Genomic DNA, 15,227 nt, shown 5'->3' with positions numbered 1-15,227 from the left:
GCAGGCCTGACCGTATCATCAGGGAACCTGATACTTGTCAAGGGTGGATCACGCGATTGAATGATATCAGGATGCCTGATATTCATCAACCATCATTGAATGCGATCTGGAGGCTCAGGGGATGAATGACGGCACGGAGGTGTGGCGGGGCGGCGTCAATTCCTGGGAATGCGACGAGATGGGCCACATGAACACGCGCTTCTATGTCGCGCGCTGTATGGAAGGCATCTCCGTTCTGTTCGCGCTCGCCGGCCTACCGGGCTGTTTCGCATCAGGCGCGACCGTCACCGCCGAGGTCGACGAGATGCATATCCGCTTCCATCGCGAGGCCCAGGCAGCGGCGCCTCTTTATCTGGTGGCAGGGTTCTCCAGACTCGGCGGACACGATGCGGAGATCGTGGCCCTGTTGCGGCATGATGCCGATGGCGCCGTTGCAGCCACCTTGCGCGTCGCATTGCATGCATGCACGCCATCCGGCGACGCCATCGCCTGGCCGGCCGACTTTTCACGGAAGGCCGCCGATCTCCTCATGAAAGTACCCCCCGAGGCGCGCCCGCGCAGCGTGAAAGCCGGCCCCGCTCCGTCCTTCGATGGCATCTCGGCGCTTGCCTCCCACAGGCGGATCGCCCTTGGCTCCGTTGGCATGGCCGACTGCGATGCCTTCGGGCGCATGCTCCCGCAAAAATTCATAGGCACCGTCGCAGATGGCATCCGCGGCTTGATGGCGCCGTTGCGTGCGCTCGTCGCGCAGCATGCTGAAGCCGTGCCGCAACGGTTCGGCGGAGCGGTGCTCGAGTTCCGCATCGTCCATCTCGGCCAGCCCCGCATCGGCGATTGCTTCGAAGTCCGCTCCGCCTTCACCGGCGCGGATACGAAGACCCTATCGGTTGAACACTGGATGGTCGATCCGGTCGACGGACAAGTCTGGGGCTACATGGAATCGGTCGCTGTCGTCTTCGATCTCGACCGACGCAAGATCGTCGGCATCACACAGACCGCAACCGACGCGCTCCGCCCTCTGATGCTCGCCTGACCGGGCGCAAAAGCTCTTGCATCGGCTATTCGGCCGGGTTCATCGGCGCGCAGTCGAAATTGGCCGCATCGTCGGTGTTGCCCGACCCCTTGTAGGTCGCAATGGTCGGATAAGGACACAGCGGCCGCGTCATTTCACTGTCCTTCTTCGAAGCGATGATGCGTTCTGGCGCCTCGCCCTTCTCGACCCAATTCTCCAGCGCCGTCAGCATATCGAACCGGTCCGGTCCAGCACCGCCACCGCAATGACCGACGCCGGGCGCGAGGAAGTAGCGCACGCTATCCGTCACCGGCGTATCGATCTGCGGCGCAACGACGGCCTCCATCTGCTTGTAATAATGCAAGGTCTGCAGCGCACTCGGGCCGGAATCGTTGAAGCCGTGCCACAAAAGCATCTTGCCGCCGCGCTTGACGAAAGGCGAGATGTCCGGATTGTCCGGGATCATATGCTGCGTCGCCTTGGTCCTGAGCAATTCGGCCATCTCCGTGTCAGGGTCGAAGCTGAGCGGATCCCACTCAGGATCAAGTTTGTAGAGATATGCCGTGGCTACACCGCCGAAATGCACGTTCAGCCCCTTGGGCAATGGCGGGATGCCGACGAAACGCATTGTCCAGTCGCCTTCGCCGCCGCGCATTGTCGGATCCGACACGGTCAGCCCGTCGGGCGTGACATAGCCGGCGTAGAGCTTACGGACTGCTCCTGCCTGCTCTTTTGACAGGCACTGCGCACCAGCCGCCTGACCTTCCTTGCACTCGATCTCCGCAGGGTCCCACGAACAGGCTAGCGGGTTGGTGAGATAGCCATCTTTTACGCCGTCGAGGCCGTCGCAGGCGGTGACGACCGCATCGCGGATCAGCGGCACCTGCTCCTTTGTGATGAGCGCCCCCGGCGTGTTGCGGAAAAACTGCGCCCGCTGGATCGACTGCGAATAGAGCACCCAGCTGAACACCGGCGCTCCGGCGATGATGCCATCAAAATCTTCGGGATGACGCTGCGACTCCGTCATGCCTTGGCGTCCGCCCGTAGAACAGCCCTGCCAATAAGCCTGCGTTTGCGGTCGCCCGTAATACGCCTTGATCAGTTCCTTACCGACGATTGCGGACACATGTGCCGCGCGCTCGCCGAAATCGGCAAGGACGACTTCGTTCAGCTTGCCCTTCTCGGTGATCATCCACTCCATGCCGAGCGATTCCGTTCCAGCATGGCCCATATTCGTGCCGATCGTCGCATAGCCCCGCTTCAGCGCCGGAGCCACCGTCTCCAGCTTGGTATCGCCCGCGAACCCACCGCCGCCCGCCGCCAGAAGCTTGCCGTTCCAATCCATCGGAAGCCTCGTCATCGTGACGATCTTGGAACCGGGCGCGGACGAATTCGTCGCCTCGACTTCGCAATAGGCGGGCAACCCGTCGGCGGCCGCCACATCCCGAGCAGCACTGACGACTGTGTCGGCGACAAGACCAGGCTGCATGAGTCCGGCGCATTCGGCAGCCTGGGCCGCTTGCGAGCTCCCCGCTGCCAAGGCCCATGCCAGTCCCAAGGCGATGGTCGTACGTTTCGTTTGCATCATCTCTCCTCCCCTTTGGATTTGGTCAGTTCCAATCCCATACCACCGCGACCTATGCTCCCCCTCTCGGGAATTCCGATCAGCGAAAACGCTCGGCGGTCGCGACGCTGTTCATCAACGCCGCGAGTTCCTTGCGGGCGGCGAAAGATGTCTCGGGCGCCGTGGACAGGAAGGCCTTTACCGCACGGACGGTGGCGACCGAGTTCATCGCCAATTGGCCGACGATCCGCTCGGTCTCGGCTCCCAGTGCTTCGTCCGCGACGACCACTCCGATCAGGCCGAGCGTTTTGGCCTCCGCCGCGTCCACGGCGTCGCGGGTCAGCACCAGACGGGCCAAGGCGGCTCGCGGGATGCGGTCGGCCAATGCGTTCATCACCAGCGTCGGCGCGATGTCGTGGTTCATCTCAGGCACCTGGAAGCGCGCCGTGTCGGCTGCCACTGCGACATCCGCGAGAGCCGCAATCGCGCAACCGACGCCGTTGGCGCTCCCGCGCACCTGGGTTACGAAGGGCACCGGCATCTCCCGGAGCGTCTGGTAGAAATCGAGCACGGGGTCCGAGATCCGCCGCCGCAAGTCGAGCGCCGTAGCTCGCGTCCCAGCAGCCGGCATCGCCGCGCTGCGTCCAGTGCAGAAATCAGCGCCCGCAGCCTTGATCAACACCACGCGCGTTTCGGGATCGAGGACACGCAGCCCCGCCGTGATTGCATCCGCCATGACCGGGGTCAGGGCGTTGCCTTGTTCAGGACGATTCAACTCTATCTCAAGGACATGATCATCCCTCTGGCTGATACTCACCTCTTCGGTCACTGGCCTGTTCCTCCGTTGTCTTTCAGACTTCCCTGTGCGTCCTGTATTGCCTGCCAGATGCGCATCGGCGTCGCCGGCATCTCGACATGACGGACGTCGAGATGGGCGAGCGCATCGACGACGGCATTGATGGTGACGCCAAGCGCCGGGGTCGTGCCGCCTTCGCCGCCTGGCCTGAAACCCATCGGATGGTTTATCGACGGCACCTCGCTCACATCGGTCACGAAACTCGGAAAGTCGCTGGCGCGCGCCAACGCATAATCCATCATGCTCGCCGACAACGCCTGGCCGCTGTCGTCATCGAAGCGCGACCACTCCAGCAGCGCCTGGCCCGCACCCTGAACGATGCCGCCATGCGTCTGGCCGTGCACGATCATAGGGTTGAGCGCGCGGCCGACATCGTCGACGGAGGTGTAGCGCTGGATGTCCCATTCGCCGGTCTCTGGATCGATCTCGATCTCGCAGACGGCCGCGCCATATGGGAATGCGAGGCCGGGGGTGATGAGATCGGCGACCGCGCGGAACGGCCCGCGCAGCGCCTCAGGCAGAAGGCTGTCGTCCTCGCCATGGCGCGCCAGTTCGAACAGGGTGGCGACGCGGTTCGTGCCGGTGACGCGAAAGAGGCCGTCGGTGAAGTCGATCTCTTCGAGCGGCCGGCCGGACAGATCGGCGAGAACCGCCCGACCCCGAAGGATGATCGCATCCGATGCCTGCTGGAACACGATCGAGGCGAAGCGCAGCGAGCGCCCGGAATGCGAGCCTCCGCCGGCTGTCACGAAGTCGGTGTCGCCGGTTCTGATTCTGACGGCTTCGTGGGAAACGCCGAGCATGGCGCCGACCAGCTGCGAGAACGCGGTCTCATGGCCCTGGCCGGTGTTTTGCGTGCCGACGATGACATCGATTGTTTCCGCCGTTCCGTCGATGAGTATTTCGGCGCGTTCGCGCGGCACGCCGCTGGTGCCTTCAATGTAGTTGCCAAAGCCGATGCCACGGCAACGACCGCGTGACCGCGCCTCGGCACGGCGTTCCTCGAACCCGTCCCAGTCGGCAAGGTCGAGCGCGCGCTGCATCACCGTTTCGTAAGCGCCGTTGTCGTAGGTCACGCCGAACGGGTTGCGGTATGGCTGCTGCTCCGGCGCAATCATATTGCGGCGGCGGAGTTCGATCCGGTCAAATCCGCACTCGCGGGCCGCTAGGTCGATCATCCGCTCGATGGCATACATCGCCTCGGGCCGACCAGCGCTGCGATAGGGAATAGTCGGCGGCGTATTGGTCAAGGCCGCGCGCGCCATGACTGACGCGACTGGAACGCGATAAAGGCTGGTCATCAGTTGTGCGCCCTTGTTGAGCGGCACATAGGATACGGCATAGGCGCCGACATTGGCCGTATTGGTCGAGCGGAACGCCAGGAAATTGCCCTCCTCGTCCAGCGCCAGCTCGGCTTCGATCTCAAGGTCGCGGCCCTGATAGTCGGACAGGAAGGCTTCGGTGCGCTCGGCGACATGCTTTACCGGACGGCCGACCTGCCGGGCGGCGAGCGCCAGCACGACAAATTCCGGATATAGCGCGTTGCGCGTGCCGAAATTTCCGCCGACATCGGGCGGTGCAATGACCCGCACCAGCGCCGGGTCGATCCCGAGCGTCGCGGCGATCTGGTCGCGCATCATCACCACACCGATGCCCATCGAGGCATGAAGCGTGAAACGGCCGGTGGCGGGGTCATGGCGTGCGGCGGCGCTGCGCGGCTCCATATGAACACCGGTGACACGCTGCACATGGCTGGTGAAAGCCACGCGGTGGACGGCACCGGCGAATGCAATATCCGTCGCCTCCGGGTCGCCGATCACCGCTTCGAGCGCAATGTTGTCGCACACATGATCCCATAGGAGAGGTGCGTCCGGGCCGGTCGCCTGCGTTGCGCGCGTGACCGCGCCGAGGTCATCCCATTCAACCTCGATCAGATCGACAGCATCCTTTGCAATGTCGACGCTTTCGGCGATCACCGCCGCGTAGGCCTCGCCGACGAAGCGCAGCCTGTCGCGAGGCAGAACATGATGCGGCGTCTGCGCGCGCTCCGAGCCGTCGGCATTGGCCAGCGGTACATCCGCGCCGGCCTTGGATGAACCGATGCTGTGCGGCATCGGCCCGACACCCGCCGCAATGACATCCTCTCCCGTCAGCACGGCGAGCACGCCGGGAAAGACTCGTGCGGCGGACACGTCGAGCTTGACGATCCGCGCATGGGCGTGGGGCGATCGCGCGAACACGGCATAGGCGGTCCGCTCGAAGGTCAGGTCGTCGGCGAAGCTGCCGGCACCCCGTACGAGGCGATCATCTTCCCTGCGCCGGACGTCGTCGCCAATTCCCTTCATCCGATCGTCCTCCTCCCTCGGAGTCGCCTTCGACAGCCGACACGGCAACTTCCGTGGCCAGCATCAAGGCCTATATCAGGGAGACTTATAATTCATTATTGGCATATTCAATATGATATTGTCGAATGGAGTGTTTGTTCTGGTGGGAATGGAACTCGTGGGCTGTTGGCAGCTACGCTCGACGCCACGCCGCGCCTCGCTCCCGCTTCAATTTTAAGGAAACCGATGCCCGGCCGCACGCTCCGCGTGATTCAAGCCCCAACTGCCCAACGCGTCCAGAACCGGAATGAGGGTGAACCCATAGTCGGAAAAGCGATAGCGGGTGTGAAGGACCTTGCCTTCAAGGCTTTCCGTGCGGGCAAGAAGGCCATCGGCGACGAGCGCATCCAGATGCTCGGTCAAGACCTTAGCCGAGATGCCCGGCATTGCCCGCCTCAGATCGCCGAAACCGGCACCACCCTGCCGCAAATGCCAGAGGACCCGGGTTTTCCATTTGCCCGACACCAGTTGGATCGTGACCAGAGCTGGACAGTCGAGCATCTTGGGATCGGGCACCGGGGTACTCACCATCGGGTAACTCCTTGCGGGACTTTCTACCTCCTATCATATTGCCGGAATGGAGGTCAGCATGAGCACACCAACGCTTTACGACTGGCTAGGCGGCATCGACGCACTCAACCGCCTGACGCAGGAGTTCTACCGCCGCGTCCGCGCCGATGAGCTGCTCGGCCCGGTGTTTGCCGGAATGAACGACGAGCATCCCCGCCACGTCGCCCTGTTCCTGGCCGAGGTCATGGGCGGTCCGGCACTGTATTCGCAGGAACATGGCGGTCACCCCGCGATGATACGCCATCATCTCAACAAGCACCTGAGCGAACCCATGCGCCGGCGGTGGATCAACCTGCTGATGGATAGCTATACCGACCTCGGCTTGCCGGCCGATCCGGAATTCGCATCGTCGCTGGTCGGCTATCTCGAATGGGGGTCGCGGCTCGCAGTCATGAATTCCCAGTCGGGTGCAACCGTTTGGGAGAATGCACCGATGCCCCGATGGGGTTGGGGAGAAACCAAGGGGCCTTACTCTCCTGGCAAGCCGGGCAGCTAACGCTAACCGTCAGGAGCAGCTAACCATCCGTTGGAACTATGCCGCCGCTGAACCAGGCTCGGCATCGACGCCGCTTGACTCGACCGCGGACCTGCCGAGTTGTGACAGCCCGTAGAGCCCTCTGCCCTCACGTACGAACCAGCCATAGACATTCCGTCTCAGGATCGCTGGCGCCCTATCGACAATGGCCTTCAATTGCTTCGGTGTCTGCGGGCCGGACAGCATCGCGGTGGCGCAGGCGATACAATCCTGCCTGTAGACCGTCATGATCGGCTTGCGGTTGCCGCCGCCCTTGTTTGGATCGCCTATACGGCGACGATGCTCCTCCACCAATCGGGACCGCCGACGCGGTTCACGGCGCGGGGTGGCGGCGAAAGGGGCGACGATCACATGAACAGAGCCATCGGTTGCGACGCCCAGCAGACCGAACCCGAGCCGCCGGCAAAGGTTGCGATAGCGGGCGTCCTGCTCTCTTCCCCTGCCGGATTTCGAAAGCGCCGCGGCCAGCCAGACCTCATCGCAGGCGGGTGCCCGGTCCACGCCCTGAAGGATGAGTTCGAGATTGAAGCTCAACTTCATCTCGCAGACGACCAAGACGGGCGGCTCGCCTTCCCTGAGCGCCAGCAGATCGCATCCGTTGACCTCGCCTTTCACAGAATAGCCGAGAGTCTCCATGAAGGCTTTCAGGGGAAGATAGAAGTCACTCTCCGACATAGGCACTCCGGGCGCGATGCAAACTGCGTTCTCGCTGGCTTACCTGAGTCCTGACGTTGAAAAAGCTGTTTTTTGGAACGAATGGCCGCCTTCTCTCAAGCCGCATCCACCCGTAGAGCCCAAAAAGCCAGGAGCGGCGTGTCGAGCGAACGCATCGCGTGCTTGATGCCCGGCGCATTGTAGAACGAACCGCCGATACCGGGAGAAAACCACTCGCCGTCGCCTTGCCGGAATTCGCCTTGCGACAGCACGAGATACACTTCCTCGGGGGCATGATCGTGGTCGGGATAACGGACGTTCGGTGCCAGAAGGCTGACGCCGAGCCACACATCTTCGCGCGACTCCAGGCCTCCTGGACCGACGACTATCGCGTTTGCGTGCCCCTCTGCGAAATTCGCGCTCGCGGTTCCATCGTTCTTCGTCCGCGTCCGCCATTCAAGTATCGGCTCCAGCGCCTTGAAACGATCCATCAGCTTCCGCAGCGTATCATGATGGATGTCGACCCAAAACGCCGAGTCAAGCACCTCGCAAACCGGCAGGCGGCTCCCGGCTCCGCCACGTTGCGCGCAAGGTTTTTCAAGAGCGGCAAAGATATGTTGCAGGGATGTTTGCGATGACGGCGCGGTGGCGAACTGTCGGAAGGCAATCGATGCCGCTTCCAGAAACGACTGCAAATCCTCTCTGCGCGCTGCCATGTCACTGCCTCCCGATCCTGAATTCGGCCGATCCGATCGTCAGATGTCTTTCGCGATCCTCAAACCGTCGTAGATAGCGGCATGCGTGTTGCGTGCAGCGACCGCATCGCCGATGCGAAAGAGCTGAAAAGTCCCATCCGGATTGTCGACGCGCGATTGGGGCCGACCTGCTACGAGATCTCCATGAGAGACGGCACCGAGATTTCGCGACATCGGCTTGAGTTCGAAATACAGCTCGTCTAGCGGAATCGTGCCATGATTGACGACAATCTGGTCGAATGTCCGCTCCTTGCGAACCCCGCCATAGTCGCTGCCGATAACGGCCAGTAACTGGTTGCCGTCCTTGCGAACCTCCTCCAGCCTGAACGTCACCGTGAAAGTGGTGTCGAGCTTTTGCAACGATCGCATGTAGGGCACCAGGTTCATCGCCATCACCTCAGGCGCAAACGCCCGGTCGGGAGTCATGATCTCGACCTTGGCTCCCGATGCCGCGATGACCTCCGCCGCTTGAAGGCCGGCATGGTCGCCAGCATCGTCATAGACAAGGGCGTTCATCCCCGGCTTCACATCGCCCGCGATGATATCCCACGACGACACGACCAGGTCGTTTCCGCTCGACAAAACATCCGTGTGAGGCAACCCGCCGGTCGCGACGATCACCACGTCAGGCTGCTCGGCGAGGATCGTGTCGGTATCCGCCCACAGATTGTAACGGATCTTGACACCAAGCCTGTCGCATTGGGCCAACCGCCAGTCGATGATGCTGATCATCTCGTGGCGCCTAGGGCTCTGGGCCGTCAGCCGGATTTGGCCGCCCGCCTGTCCGGCGGCCTCCAGCACGACGACATCATGGCCGCGTTCGCCTGCGACACGCGCCGCCTCCAGACCAGCCGGTCCGGCACCGACGATCACGACCTTTCGTCTGGTCGAGGCCTTCGGAATCGTATGCGGCATTGTCAGTTCCCGCCCCGTCGCGGCGTTGTGGATGCAGTAGGCTGCGCCACCTTGGTAGATCCGGTCGAGACAATAGTTCGCGCCGACGCAAGGGCGTATCTCGTCCTCGCGCTTTTCCATAATCTTCCGAACGATATGCGGATCGGTCATATGCGCGCGGGTCATGCCGACCATATCCACCTTGCCAGTCGCGATCGCGTGCCGGGCAGTAGCAACGTCTGGGATCTTTGCCGCATGAAATGTCGGGAATTGAGTAGCCGCGCGGATCTCTCCGGCAAAATCGAGATGTGGCGAATTGGCCATGCCCTGGATGGGGATCACGTCGGTAAGGCCAGCGTCGGTATCGATGTGTCCGCGGATCACGTTCAGAAAATCGATCAGCCCGCTATCTTTGAGCCGCTTGGATATCTGAAGGCCTTCGTCCTTGGCGTTTCCCCCGCCAAGTTTTTCATCGGCCGTATAGCGAATACCGACGATGAATTCCTGCCCGACCCTGTCGCGGATCGCTCGCAAAACCTCGAACATGAACCGCGCCCGGTTATCCAGCGCGCCGCCATAGGGGGCATCCATCGTGTTCGTCAGCGGTGAATTGAACTGATCGATGAGGTGGCCATAGGCCTCGAGCTCGATGCCGTCCATGCCGGCAGCCTTCATGCGTTCGGCGGCATCGGCGAAATCTTTGATGACCCGTGCAATGTCCCAGTCTTCCATCTTCTTCGGAAAAGCCCGGTGCGCGGCCTCCCTTTCATGCGACGGAGCCAAAACAGGCAGCCAGTCGCCCTTGTCCCAGCGCGTGCGGCGACCGAGATGAGTCAGCTGGATCATCACCGCCGTGCCATGTTCATGGCAGGCGTCCACAAGGTCCCTGAGCCATGGAACGACCTCGTCCTTATAGGCCAGGACGTTGTTGAATACCGGGGGGCTGTCGCGCGACACCGCAGCCGACCCCGCCGTCATCGTCAAAGCCACCCCACCTCTAGCGCGTTCGACATGATAGGCGCGGTATTGCTCCTTCGGCATACCGTCCTCCGGGTAAGCAGGCTCGTGCGACGTTACGATTATCCTGTTTTTCAAGGTGAGATGCTTGAGCTGGTAGGGCTGGAGCAGTGGATCGCCGGACATTTTACCTGCCTTGACAACGGATGCAGGCGATAAAATCCTAAAATGTACAGTGCTGTCAAGATAACGTATACAGCCGTCTATTCGGTTGACACAGATGTTCCGCCGATGCATCCTCAGCCGGTCGACGTGGAATTGCCGGGAGGCAGATTTGAACGAGACAGTGTGGCGCGGCTCAAAGGACGTCTGGCTGAAAAGCGCTTATGACGCCTTCATCGATGCCGGGGTCGATGCCGTACGCATACTTCCCCTCGCCAAGAAGCTTAATCTGTCGAGAACGAGCTTTTATTGGTTTTTCGCCGACCGTGAAGCGCTTCTCGACGCTCTTCTGCAGAGTTGGAAGGCGCGGAATACCGCGAGCATTCAGCAACGCTGCGACGCCTACGCCGAAACGATAGCCGAAGCCATGCTGAACGTTTTCGACTGCTGGCTCGATCAATCCCTGTTCGACTCCCAGTTCGAGTTCGCAGTGCGGAGTTGGGCTCTCCAGTCGCCTGCAGTCGCCGCCGAAATAAAGGGAGCCGACGAAGCAAGGATTTCCGCGCTGACGGCAATGTTCGTGCGTTTCGGCTTTCCGCAACTGGCAGCCGAGGTCCGTGCGCGGACGATCTATCTTGTCCAGATCGGCTATATTTCCATGAACACCAAGGAGGACCTCGCAGTGCGGATGAAGCGCATACCCTCCTATGTGGAAATCTATACCGGTCAGGCTCCGCAACGCCGCGAAATGGAGAGATTTGCATCGCGTCACAAATTCACGCTCAATGCTAAACAAGGTGCCGAGGAATTCGTTTGATGGACGGTTCGGCCGTTGTGGGCATCGTTGGCGGCGCCGGTTGGCTGGGGAGCGCCATTGCGACGCGGGGATTGTCGGCGGGGGTGCTTAGTTCAAAGTCCTTGCTCATCATCTCCTCTCGGTCGCCACGAGGTAACCGGTTCGCAAACTGGCCGGAAATCGTGTGGACGGCGGACAATGAAGAACTTTCCCGTCGCGCAGACATAGTCGTTCTGTCTGTCAGACCGCACCAGTTCCGAGACATTTCCCTCAACTTGGAAGGCCGTTTGGTCATCTCCGTCATGGCCGGGATTTCCCTGGAGACGCTCAAGCGGCGACTGAACGCTGATCGCATCGTCCGTGCAATGCCGAACGCCGCCGCCGAGATAGGCCGCTCTTACAGCCCATGGGTCGCAACCGGCAACGTAACCGCATCAGATCGTCTCTTCGTCAGTTCGCTCATGGCCGCGTGCGGCGAAGAAGACGAAGTGGGAATGGAAGCGCACCTCGACTATCTGACCGGGCTCAGCGGATCCGGCCCGGCATTCCCAGCTTTGCTTGCAAGCTCTATGCTGTCTCACGCCGAGACCGCCGGGATACCGTCGCATGTTGCAGAAAAAGCGGTTCGTGGCGTGGTTTGCGGGGCAAGCAGATTGATCGACAGCGATGAGTTCATGCCCAATTCCACTGTGGAGAGTTTTCTGAACTATCGAGGAACTACGGCAGCAGCTTTGCATGAAATGATCCGAGCCGGATTTTCAGATGCGGTCCACGCCGGATTGCGAGCTGCGGCATTATCCGTCGCAGATATGACAGCATCTGCCGACAAGCCTGCGGGATAGTCGGTAGGGAACAGAAGCTGCGGAAGCGTCGCCGCGGCCTTCAAACGACTGACGCGAATAAAATGGGAACATAGAGAATGAAACGAATCTTACTCGCAACCTGCCTGGCCTTCGCCAGCTTCGGTCTCGCATCCGCCGCGTCGGCGGCCGATTGTGGTGAAGTGTCCATTGCAAGCATGAACTGGCAAAGCGCGGAAGTGCTGTCCAGCCTGGACAAGTACATCCTCAATGTAGGTTATGGCTGCAGCGCCGAGATTACGGTCGGCGATACGGTACCGACCTTGACCTCGATGTCGGAAAAGGGTCAGCCCGACATTGCACCGGAAGCATGGATCGACCTGCAGCCTGAGGTCGTCGAGCGCGGTCTGAAGGAAGGCACCATCGTCAAGGCCGCGCAGGCGCTGCCGGACGGAGGCGTGCAGGGATGGTGGATCCCCAAGTACCTCGCAGACGCAAACCCTGACATCAAGACCATCGAAGATGCGTTGAAGCATCCCGAGCTCTTTCCTGACCCGGAAGATCCCAGCAAAGGCGCTATCTACAATGGTCCGCAGGGATGGGGCGGAACGGTCGTAACCGCTCAACTCTACAAGGCCTTCGACGCCGAGAAAGCGAATTTCACGCTTGTGGATACGGGTTCCGCGGCAGGTCTGGACGGCTCGATGGCCAAGGCCTACGAGCGCAAACAGGGCTGGCTCGGCTACTATTGGGCGCCGACCGCTATGCTCGGAAAATACGAAATGGTGCAGTTGGACCCCGGCGTTCCCGTCGATGCCGCCGAATGGAAGCGCTGCATAACGGTGGCCGACTGCCCCGATCCCAAGAAAAATGCGTGGGCTAAGGATCCGGTCTACACTCTGGTCGCAAAATCATTCGCCGATCGCGCCGGCCCGGAAGTCATGGATTACCTGAACAAGCGCTCATGGAGCAATGATACGGTCAACAAGCTTATGGCGTGGATGACGGACAACCAGGCGACGGGCGAAGCAGCCGCAAAGCATTTCCTGCAGGAGAATCAGGACCTTTGGACCAAGTGGGTGTCTCCCGAAGCCGCTGAAAAGATCAAGGCTAGCCTCTGACAAGCTGGACGGGCGGCAGACACTGCCGCCCGTCCCAATACTGTGACGGGCCAATCAAGTCCGAAACCAAAATCATAAAAAAAGAGGGGTGTAAGCAATGGAATGGCTAAGCACATTCCCGCATCTCGATGATGCGTCACTGACCGCGCTGAAGAAATCCATCGACGAAGGTTTTCGGACGTTCACCCGCACTTATGGCGGGGGGATAGAAACCTTCTTTCAACCGCTCCAGTTCTTCCTCATCCAGTGCGAACGCATCATGACGCGCACTCCCTGGCCAATCGTCATTCTCGTCATCGCCGGCTTGGCATGGCTCGCCAGCCGCAGTGTAAAGCTGGCGCTTGGATGTGTGGTGATGCTCCTCTTGATCGGCTTTTTCGACATGTGGGACGACACCATGAAGACCATTTCGATGATCTTCGTCTGCACGGTGCTGGCCATTGCCGTCGGCCTTCCTCTCGGGATCGCCATGTCGCGCTCCGACAGGCTGCAAAACACGGTCAATCCAATTTTGGATGTGATGCAGACGATGCCAAGTTTCGTCTACCTGATCCCCGTCGTCATGCTGCTTGGCATCGGTCGCGTCCCCGGACTTATCGCCGTTGTCATCTACGCGGTTCCGCCAATGATCAGGTTGACCAATCTGGGTATCCGCCTTGTCGACAAGGATGTGCTCGAAGCCGCCGACGCCTATGGCTCCTCGGGGTGGCAACGGCTGTTCAAGGTCCAATTGCCTTTGGCACTGCCAACCATCATGGCAGGCATCAACCAGACCATCATGATGGCGCTGGCCATGGTGGTAATCGCTGCGATGATCGGGGTGCAAGGACTTGGACAGCCGGTTTTGAAAGCCATTTCGAACCAGTACTTCACGCTCGGCATGTTCAACGGCTTAGCGATTGTCGGCATAGCCATCATCTTCGATCGGGTCAGCCAGGCCTACGGCCGTCGGCTGCAGAGGCACATGGAGGTGGCTCATGGTTAACACCGGCGGAAACAGCACCGGCATTCAAATACGCAACCTTTTCAAAATCTTCGGTCGGTCGGGACTTGAATATGTCGACAAGGTTCAACGCGGGATGTCCAAGACCGAGTTGCTCGAAAAGCACGGACATGTGCTGGGCCTGAAGGACATCAACATCGACATGCCGGCCGGCTCGATTCAGGTGATCATGGGATTGTCGGGCTCGGGCAAGTCGACTTTGATCCGGCATATAAATCGCCTTATCGATCCCACGGCCGGTCAAGTCCTGGTGGAAGGGACGGATGTGGTCAAATTTACTCCACTCGATCTGCGTGAGTTTCGGCGTCACAAGACGGCGATGGTTTTTCAGAAATTTGGATTGCTGCCGCATCGAACCGTTCTGGAGAACACCGTATACGGCCTCGAAGTACAGGGCCTGCCCCGTGGCAAACAGGTCGAAGCCGCCATGACATGGCTCGACCGCGTCGGCTTGACAGGTTTCGAGAACCGCTACCCGAACCAGTTGTCGGGCGGCATGCAGCAACGGGTCGGGTTGGCACGAGCGTTGGCCAACGATGCCCCGATCCTGCTCATGGACGAGGCCTTTTCCGCGCTCGACCCGTTGATCAGAGCCGACATGCAATCCGTATTGCTCGACCTTCAGAAGGAAATCCGCAAAACTATCGTTTTCATCACGCATGACCTGGATGAAGCCCTTCGACTGGGGGACGGTATCGCTATCTTGAGGGACGGCGAGATCGTTCAGCAGGGAAACAGTCAGGATATCGTCCTAAGACCCGCAGATGACTACATCGCCTCCTTCGTGAAGGAGGTGAACCGCGGCCGTGTCGTTCGCGTCGCATCGGCGATGGCGCCACTTGGAGACGGCGATAGCCGCTCGACCGTTTCCATTGCCGGGGAAGCGACACTGGAAGCAGCCGCTTATGTCTTCAGGCAGAACGATGTCGACAAGCTGACTGTAGTCGATGACGCAAACATGCCCATAGGCACCATCAGTCTACGTGAGGTCATGAACGCCATGTTGACGACGGAGCGTGCCCTTCATTGAGATTGCGAACTGATGCCGATGCTGTGTTCGGAATCTGTAGCCAGCAATTCGATCCCCGAGAAACGCCCGACCCACAGGCCGGCTTCAATCTTCGCTCTTCCACCGCCATTTCGAGCGACCAAACCAGGCAAAGC

14 protein-coding genes are annotated in these 15,227 nt (G+C 60.7%); 7 read left to right on the top strand and 7 right to left on the bottom strand.

Annotation, left to right across the window (positions count from 1 at the left end; all coding sequences use genetic code 11):
• The first annotated feature begins 121 nt into the window (after window positions 1–121).
• Window positions 122–1,033, top strand: a complete 912-nt coding sequence (locus ICI42_RS20325) for an acyl-CoA thioesterase (protein ID WP_188166435.1) — start codon at window positions 122–124, stop codon at window positions 1,031–1,033.
• Window positions 1,034–1,058: 25 nt separating this feature from the next.
• On the opposite strand, the gene ICI42_RS20320 is transcribed toward ICI42_RS20325, so the two are convergent.
• The 4 genes from ICI42_RS20320 to ICI42_RS20305 form a co-directional block, all read right to left on the bottom strand.
• Window positions 1,059–2,597, bottom strand: a complete 1,539-nt coding sequence (locus ICI42_RS20320; protein ID WP_188166434.1) for a tannase/feruloyl esterase family alpha/beta hydrolase — start codon at window positions 2,595–2,597, stop codon at window positions 1,059–1,061.
• 79 nt (window positions 2,598–2,676) lie between these two features.
• A complete protein-coding gene (locus tag ICI42_RS20315; RefSeq protein WP_330999211.1) occupies window positions 2,677–3,393 on the bottom strand; it encodes an enoyl-CoA hydratase/isomerase family protein in 717 nt (238 codons plus the stop codon).
• An 8-nt stretch (window positions 3,394–3,401) separates the two neighbouring features.
• On the bottom strand, window positions 3,402–5,777 hold the full coding sequence (locus ICI42_RS20310; RefSeq protein ID WP_188166432.1) for a xanthine dehydrogenase family protein molybdopterin-binding subunit: 2,376 nt from the start codon (window positions 5,775–5,777) through the stop codon (window positions 3,402–3,404).
• 213 nt (window positions 5,778–5,990) lie between these two features.
• Window positions 5,991–6,347 carry a winged helix-turn-helix transcriptional regulator gene (locus ICI42_RS20305; protein ID WP_188166431.1) on the bottom strand — a complete coding sequence of 119 codons (357 nt, stop codon included), beginning with the start codon at window positions 6,345–6,347 and terminating at the stop codon, window positions 5,991–5,993.
• A 58-nt stretch (window positions 6,348–6,405) separates the two neighbouring features.
• On the opposite strand from ICI42_RS20305, the gene ICI42_RS20300 reads away from it, so the two are divergent.
• Entirely contained in the window at window positions 6,406–6,882 is a 477-nt protein-coding gene (locus tag ICI42_RS20300; protein ID WP_230980466.1) for a group II truncated hemoglobin, read from the top strand.
• 36 nt (window positions 6,883–6,918) lie between these two features.
• Here ICI42_RS20300 and ICI42_RS20295 read toward each other — a convergent pair whose 3' ends face one another.
• From ICI42_RS20295 to ICI42_RS20285, 3 genes are all read right to left on the bottom strand, one after another.
• The gene (locus ICI42_RS20295; RefSeq protein WP_188166429.1) at window positions 6,919–7,596 is read right to left on the bottom strand and encodes a DUF2161 domain-containing phosphodiesterase; all 678 of its coding nucleotides are present in this window, start codon (window positions 7,594–7,596) and stop codon (window positions 6,919–6,921) included.
• Between the two features lie 95 nt (window positions 7,597–7,691).
• Window positions 7,692–8,291 carry a dimethylsulfoniopropionate lyase gene (locus ICI42_RS20290; RefSeq protein WP_188166428.1) on the bottom strand — a complete coding sequence of 200 codons (600 nt, stop codon included), beginning with the start codon at window positions 8,289–8,291 and terminating at the stop codon, window positions 7,692–7,694.
• 39 nt (window positions 8,292–8,330) lie between these two features.
• Complete coding sequence (locus tag ICI42_RS20285; protein ID WP_188166427.1) at window positions 8,331–10,367, bottom strand: NADH:flavin oxidoreductase; 2,037 nt, start codon at window positions 10,365–10,367, stop codon at window positions 8,331–8,333.
• A 94-nt stretch (window positions 10,368–10,461) separates the two neighbouring features.
• Between ICI42_RS20285 and ICI42_RS20280 the strand changes: the two genes are divergently transcribed.
• The 5 genes from ICI42_RS20280 (at window position 10,462) to ICI42_RS20260 (ending at window position 15,093) form a co-directional block, all read left to right on the top strand.
• On the top strand, window positions 10,462–11,160 hold the full coding sequence (locus tag ICI42_RS20280; protein WP_188166426.1) for a TetR/AcrR family transcriptional regulator: 699 nt from the start codon (window positions 10,462–10,464) through the stop codon (window positions 11,158–11,160).
• The gene (locus ICI42_RS20275) at window positions 11,160–11,981 is read left to right on the top strand and encodes a pyrroline-5-carboxylate reductase family protein (RefSeq protein ID WP_188166425.1); all 822 of its coding nucleotides are present in this window, start codon (window positions 11,160–11,162) and stop codon (window positions 11,979–11,981) included. The genes ICI42_RS20280 and ICI42_RS20275 overlap by 1 nt, the downstream gene beginning before the upstream one ends.
• Before the next feature lie 77 nt (window positions 11,982–12,058).
• Window positions 12,059–13,060, top strand: coding sequence for an ABC transporter substrate-binding protein (locus ICI42_RS20270; protein WP_188166424.1), 1,002 nt, complete (start codon window positions 12,059–12,061; stop codon window positions 13,058–13,060).
• Window positions 13,061–13,157: 97 nt separating this feature from the next.
• Window positions 13,158–14,045 carry an ABC transporter permease gene (locus ICI42_RS20265; protein ID WP_188166423.1) on the top strand — a complete coding sequence of 296 codons (888 nt, stop codon included), beginning with the start codon at window positions 13,158–13,160 and terminating at the stop codon, window positions 14,043–14,045.
• Window positions 14,038–15,093, top strand: coding sequence for a quaternary amine ABC transporter ATP-binding protein (locus ICI42_RS20260; RefSeq protein ID WP_188166422.1), 1,056 nt, complete (start codon window positions 14,038–14,040; stop codon window positions 15,091–15,093). Before ICI42_RS20265 ends, ICI42_RS20260 begins: the two co-directional genes overlap by 8 nt.
• The last annotated feature ends 134 nt before the right edge of the window (window positions 15,094–15,227 follow it).

It is taken from the genome of Oryzicola mucosus (genome assembly GCF_014534685.1).
In the GTDB taxonomy this organism is placed as follows: Bacteria; Pseudomonadota; Alphaproteobacteria; order Rhizobiales; family Rhizobiaceae; genus Oryzicola; species Oryzicola mucosus.
This window is presented reverse-complemented; position numbering and strand designations above follow the sequence as displayed.

What these genes read in the sequence shown, in the direction of transcription:
- ICI42_RS20275 (WP_188166425.1), top strand. Translation starts at nt 11,160, where the DNA reads ATGGACGGTTCGGCCGTTGTGGGCATCGTTGGCGGCGCCGGTTGGCTG.
- ICI42_RS20305 (WP_188166431.1), bottom strand. Translation starts at nt 6,347, where the DNA reads ATGGTGAGTACCCCGGTGCCCGATCCCAAGATGCTCGACTGTCCAGCT.
- ICI42_RS20300 (WP_230980466.1), top strand. Translation starts at nt 6,406, where the DNA reads ATGAGCACACCAACGCTTTACGACTGGCTAGGCGGCATCGACGCACTC.
- ICI42_RS20285 (WP_188166427.1), bottom strand. Translation starts at nt 10,367, where the DNA reads ATGTCCGGCGATCCACTGCTCCAGCCCTACCAGCTCAAGCATCTCACC.
- ICI42_RS20260 (WP_188166422.1), top strand. Translation starts at nt 14,038, where the DNA reads ATGGTTAACACCGGCGGAAACAGCACCGGCATTCAAATACGCAACCTT.
- ICI42_RS20295 (WP_188166429.1), bottom strand. Translation starts at nt 7,596, where the DNA reads ATGTCGGAGAGTGACTTCTATCTTCCCCTGAAAGCCTTCATGGAGACT.
- ICI42_RS20265 (WP_188166423.1), top strand. Translation starts at nt 13,158, where the DNA reads ATGGAATGGCTAAGCACATTCCCGCATCTCGATGATGCGTCACTGACC.
- ICI42_RS20290 (WP_188166428.1), bottom strand. Translation starts at nt 8,291, where the DNA reads ATGGCAGCGCGCAGAGAGGATTTGCAGTCGTTTCTGGAAGCGGCATCG.
- ICI42_RS20270 (WP_188166424.1), top strand. Translation starts at nt 12,059, where the DNA reads ATGAAACGAATCTTACTCGCAACCTGCCTGGCCTTCGCCAGCTTCGGT.
- ICI42_RS20320 (WP_188166434.1), bottom strand. Translation starts at nt 2,597, where the DNA reads ATGCAAACGAAACGTACGACCATCGCCTTGGGACTGGCATGGGCCTTG.
- ICI42_RS20280 (WP_188166426.1), top strand. Translation starts at nt 10,462, where the DNA reads ATGTTCCGCCGATGCATCCTCAGCCGGTCGACGTGGAATTGCCGGGAG.
- ICI42_RS20325 (WP_188166435.1), top strand. Translation starts at nt 122, where the DNA reads ATGAATGACGGCACGGAGGTGTGGCGGGGCGGCGTCAATTCCTGGGAA.
- ICI42_RS20310 (WP_188166432.1), bottom strand. Translation starts at nt 5,777, where the DNA reads ATGAAGGGAATTGGCGACGACGTCCGGCGCAGGGAAGATGATCGCCTC.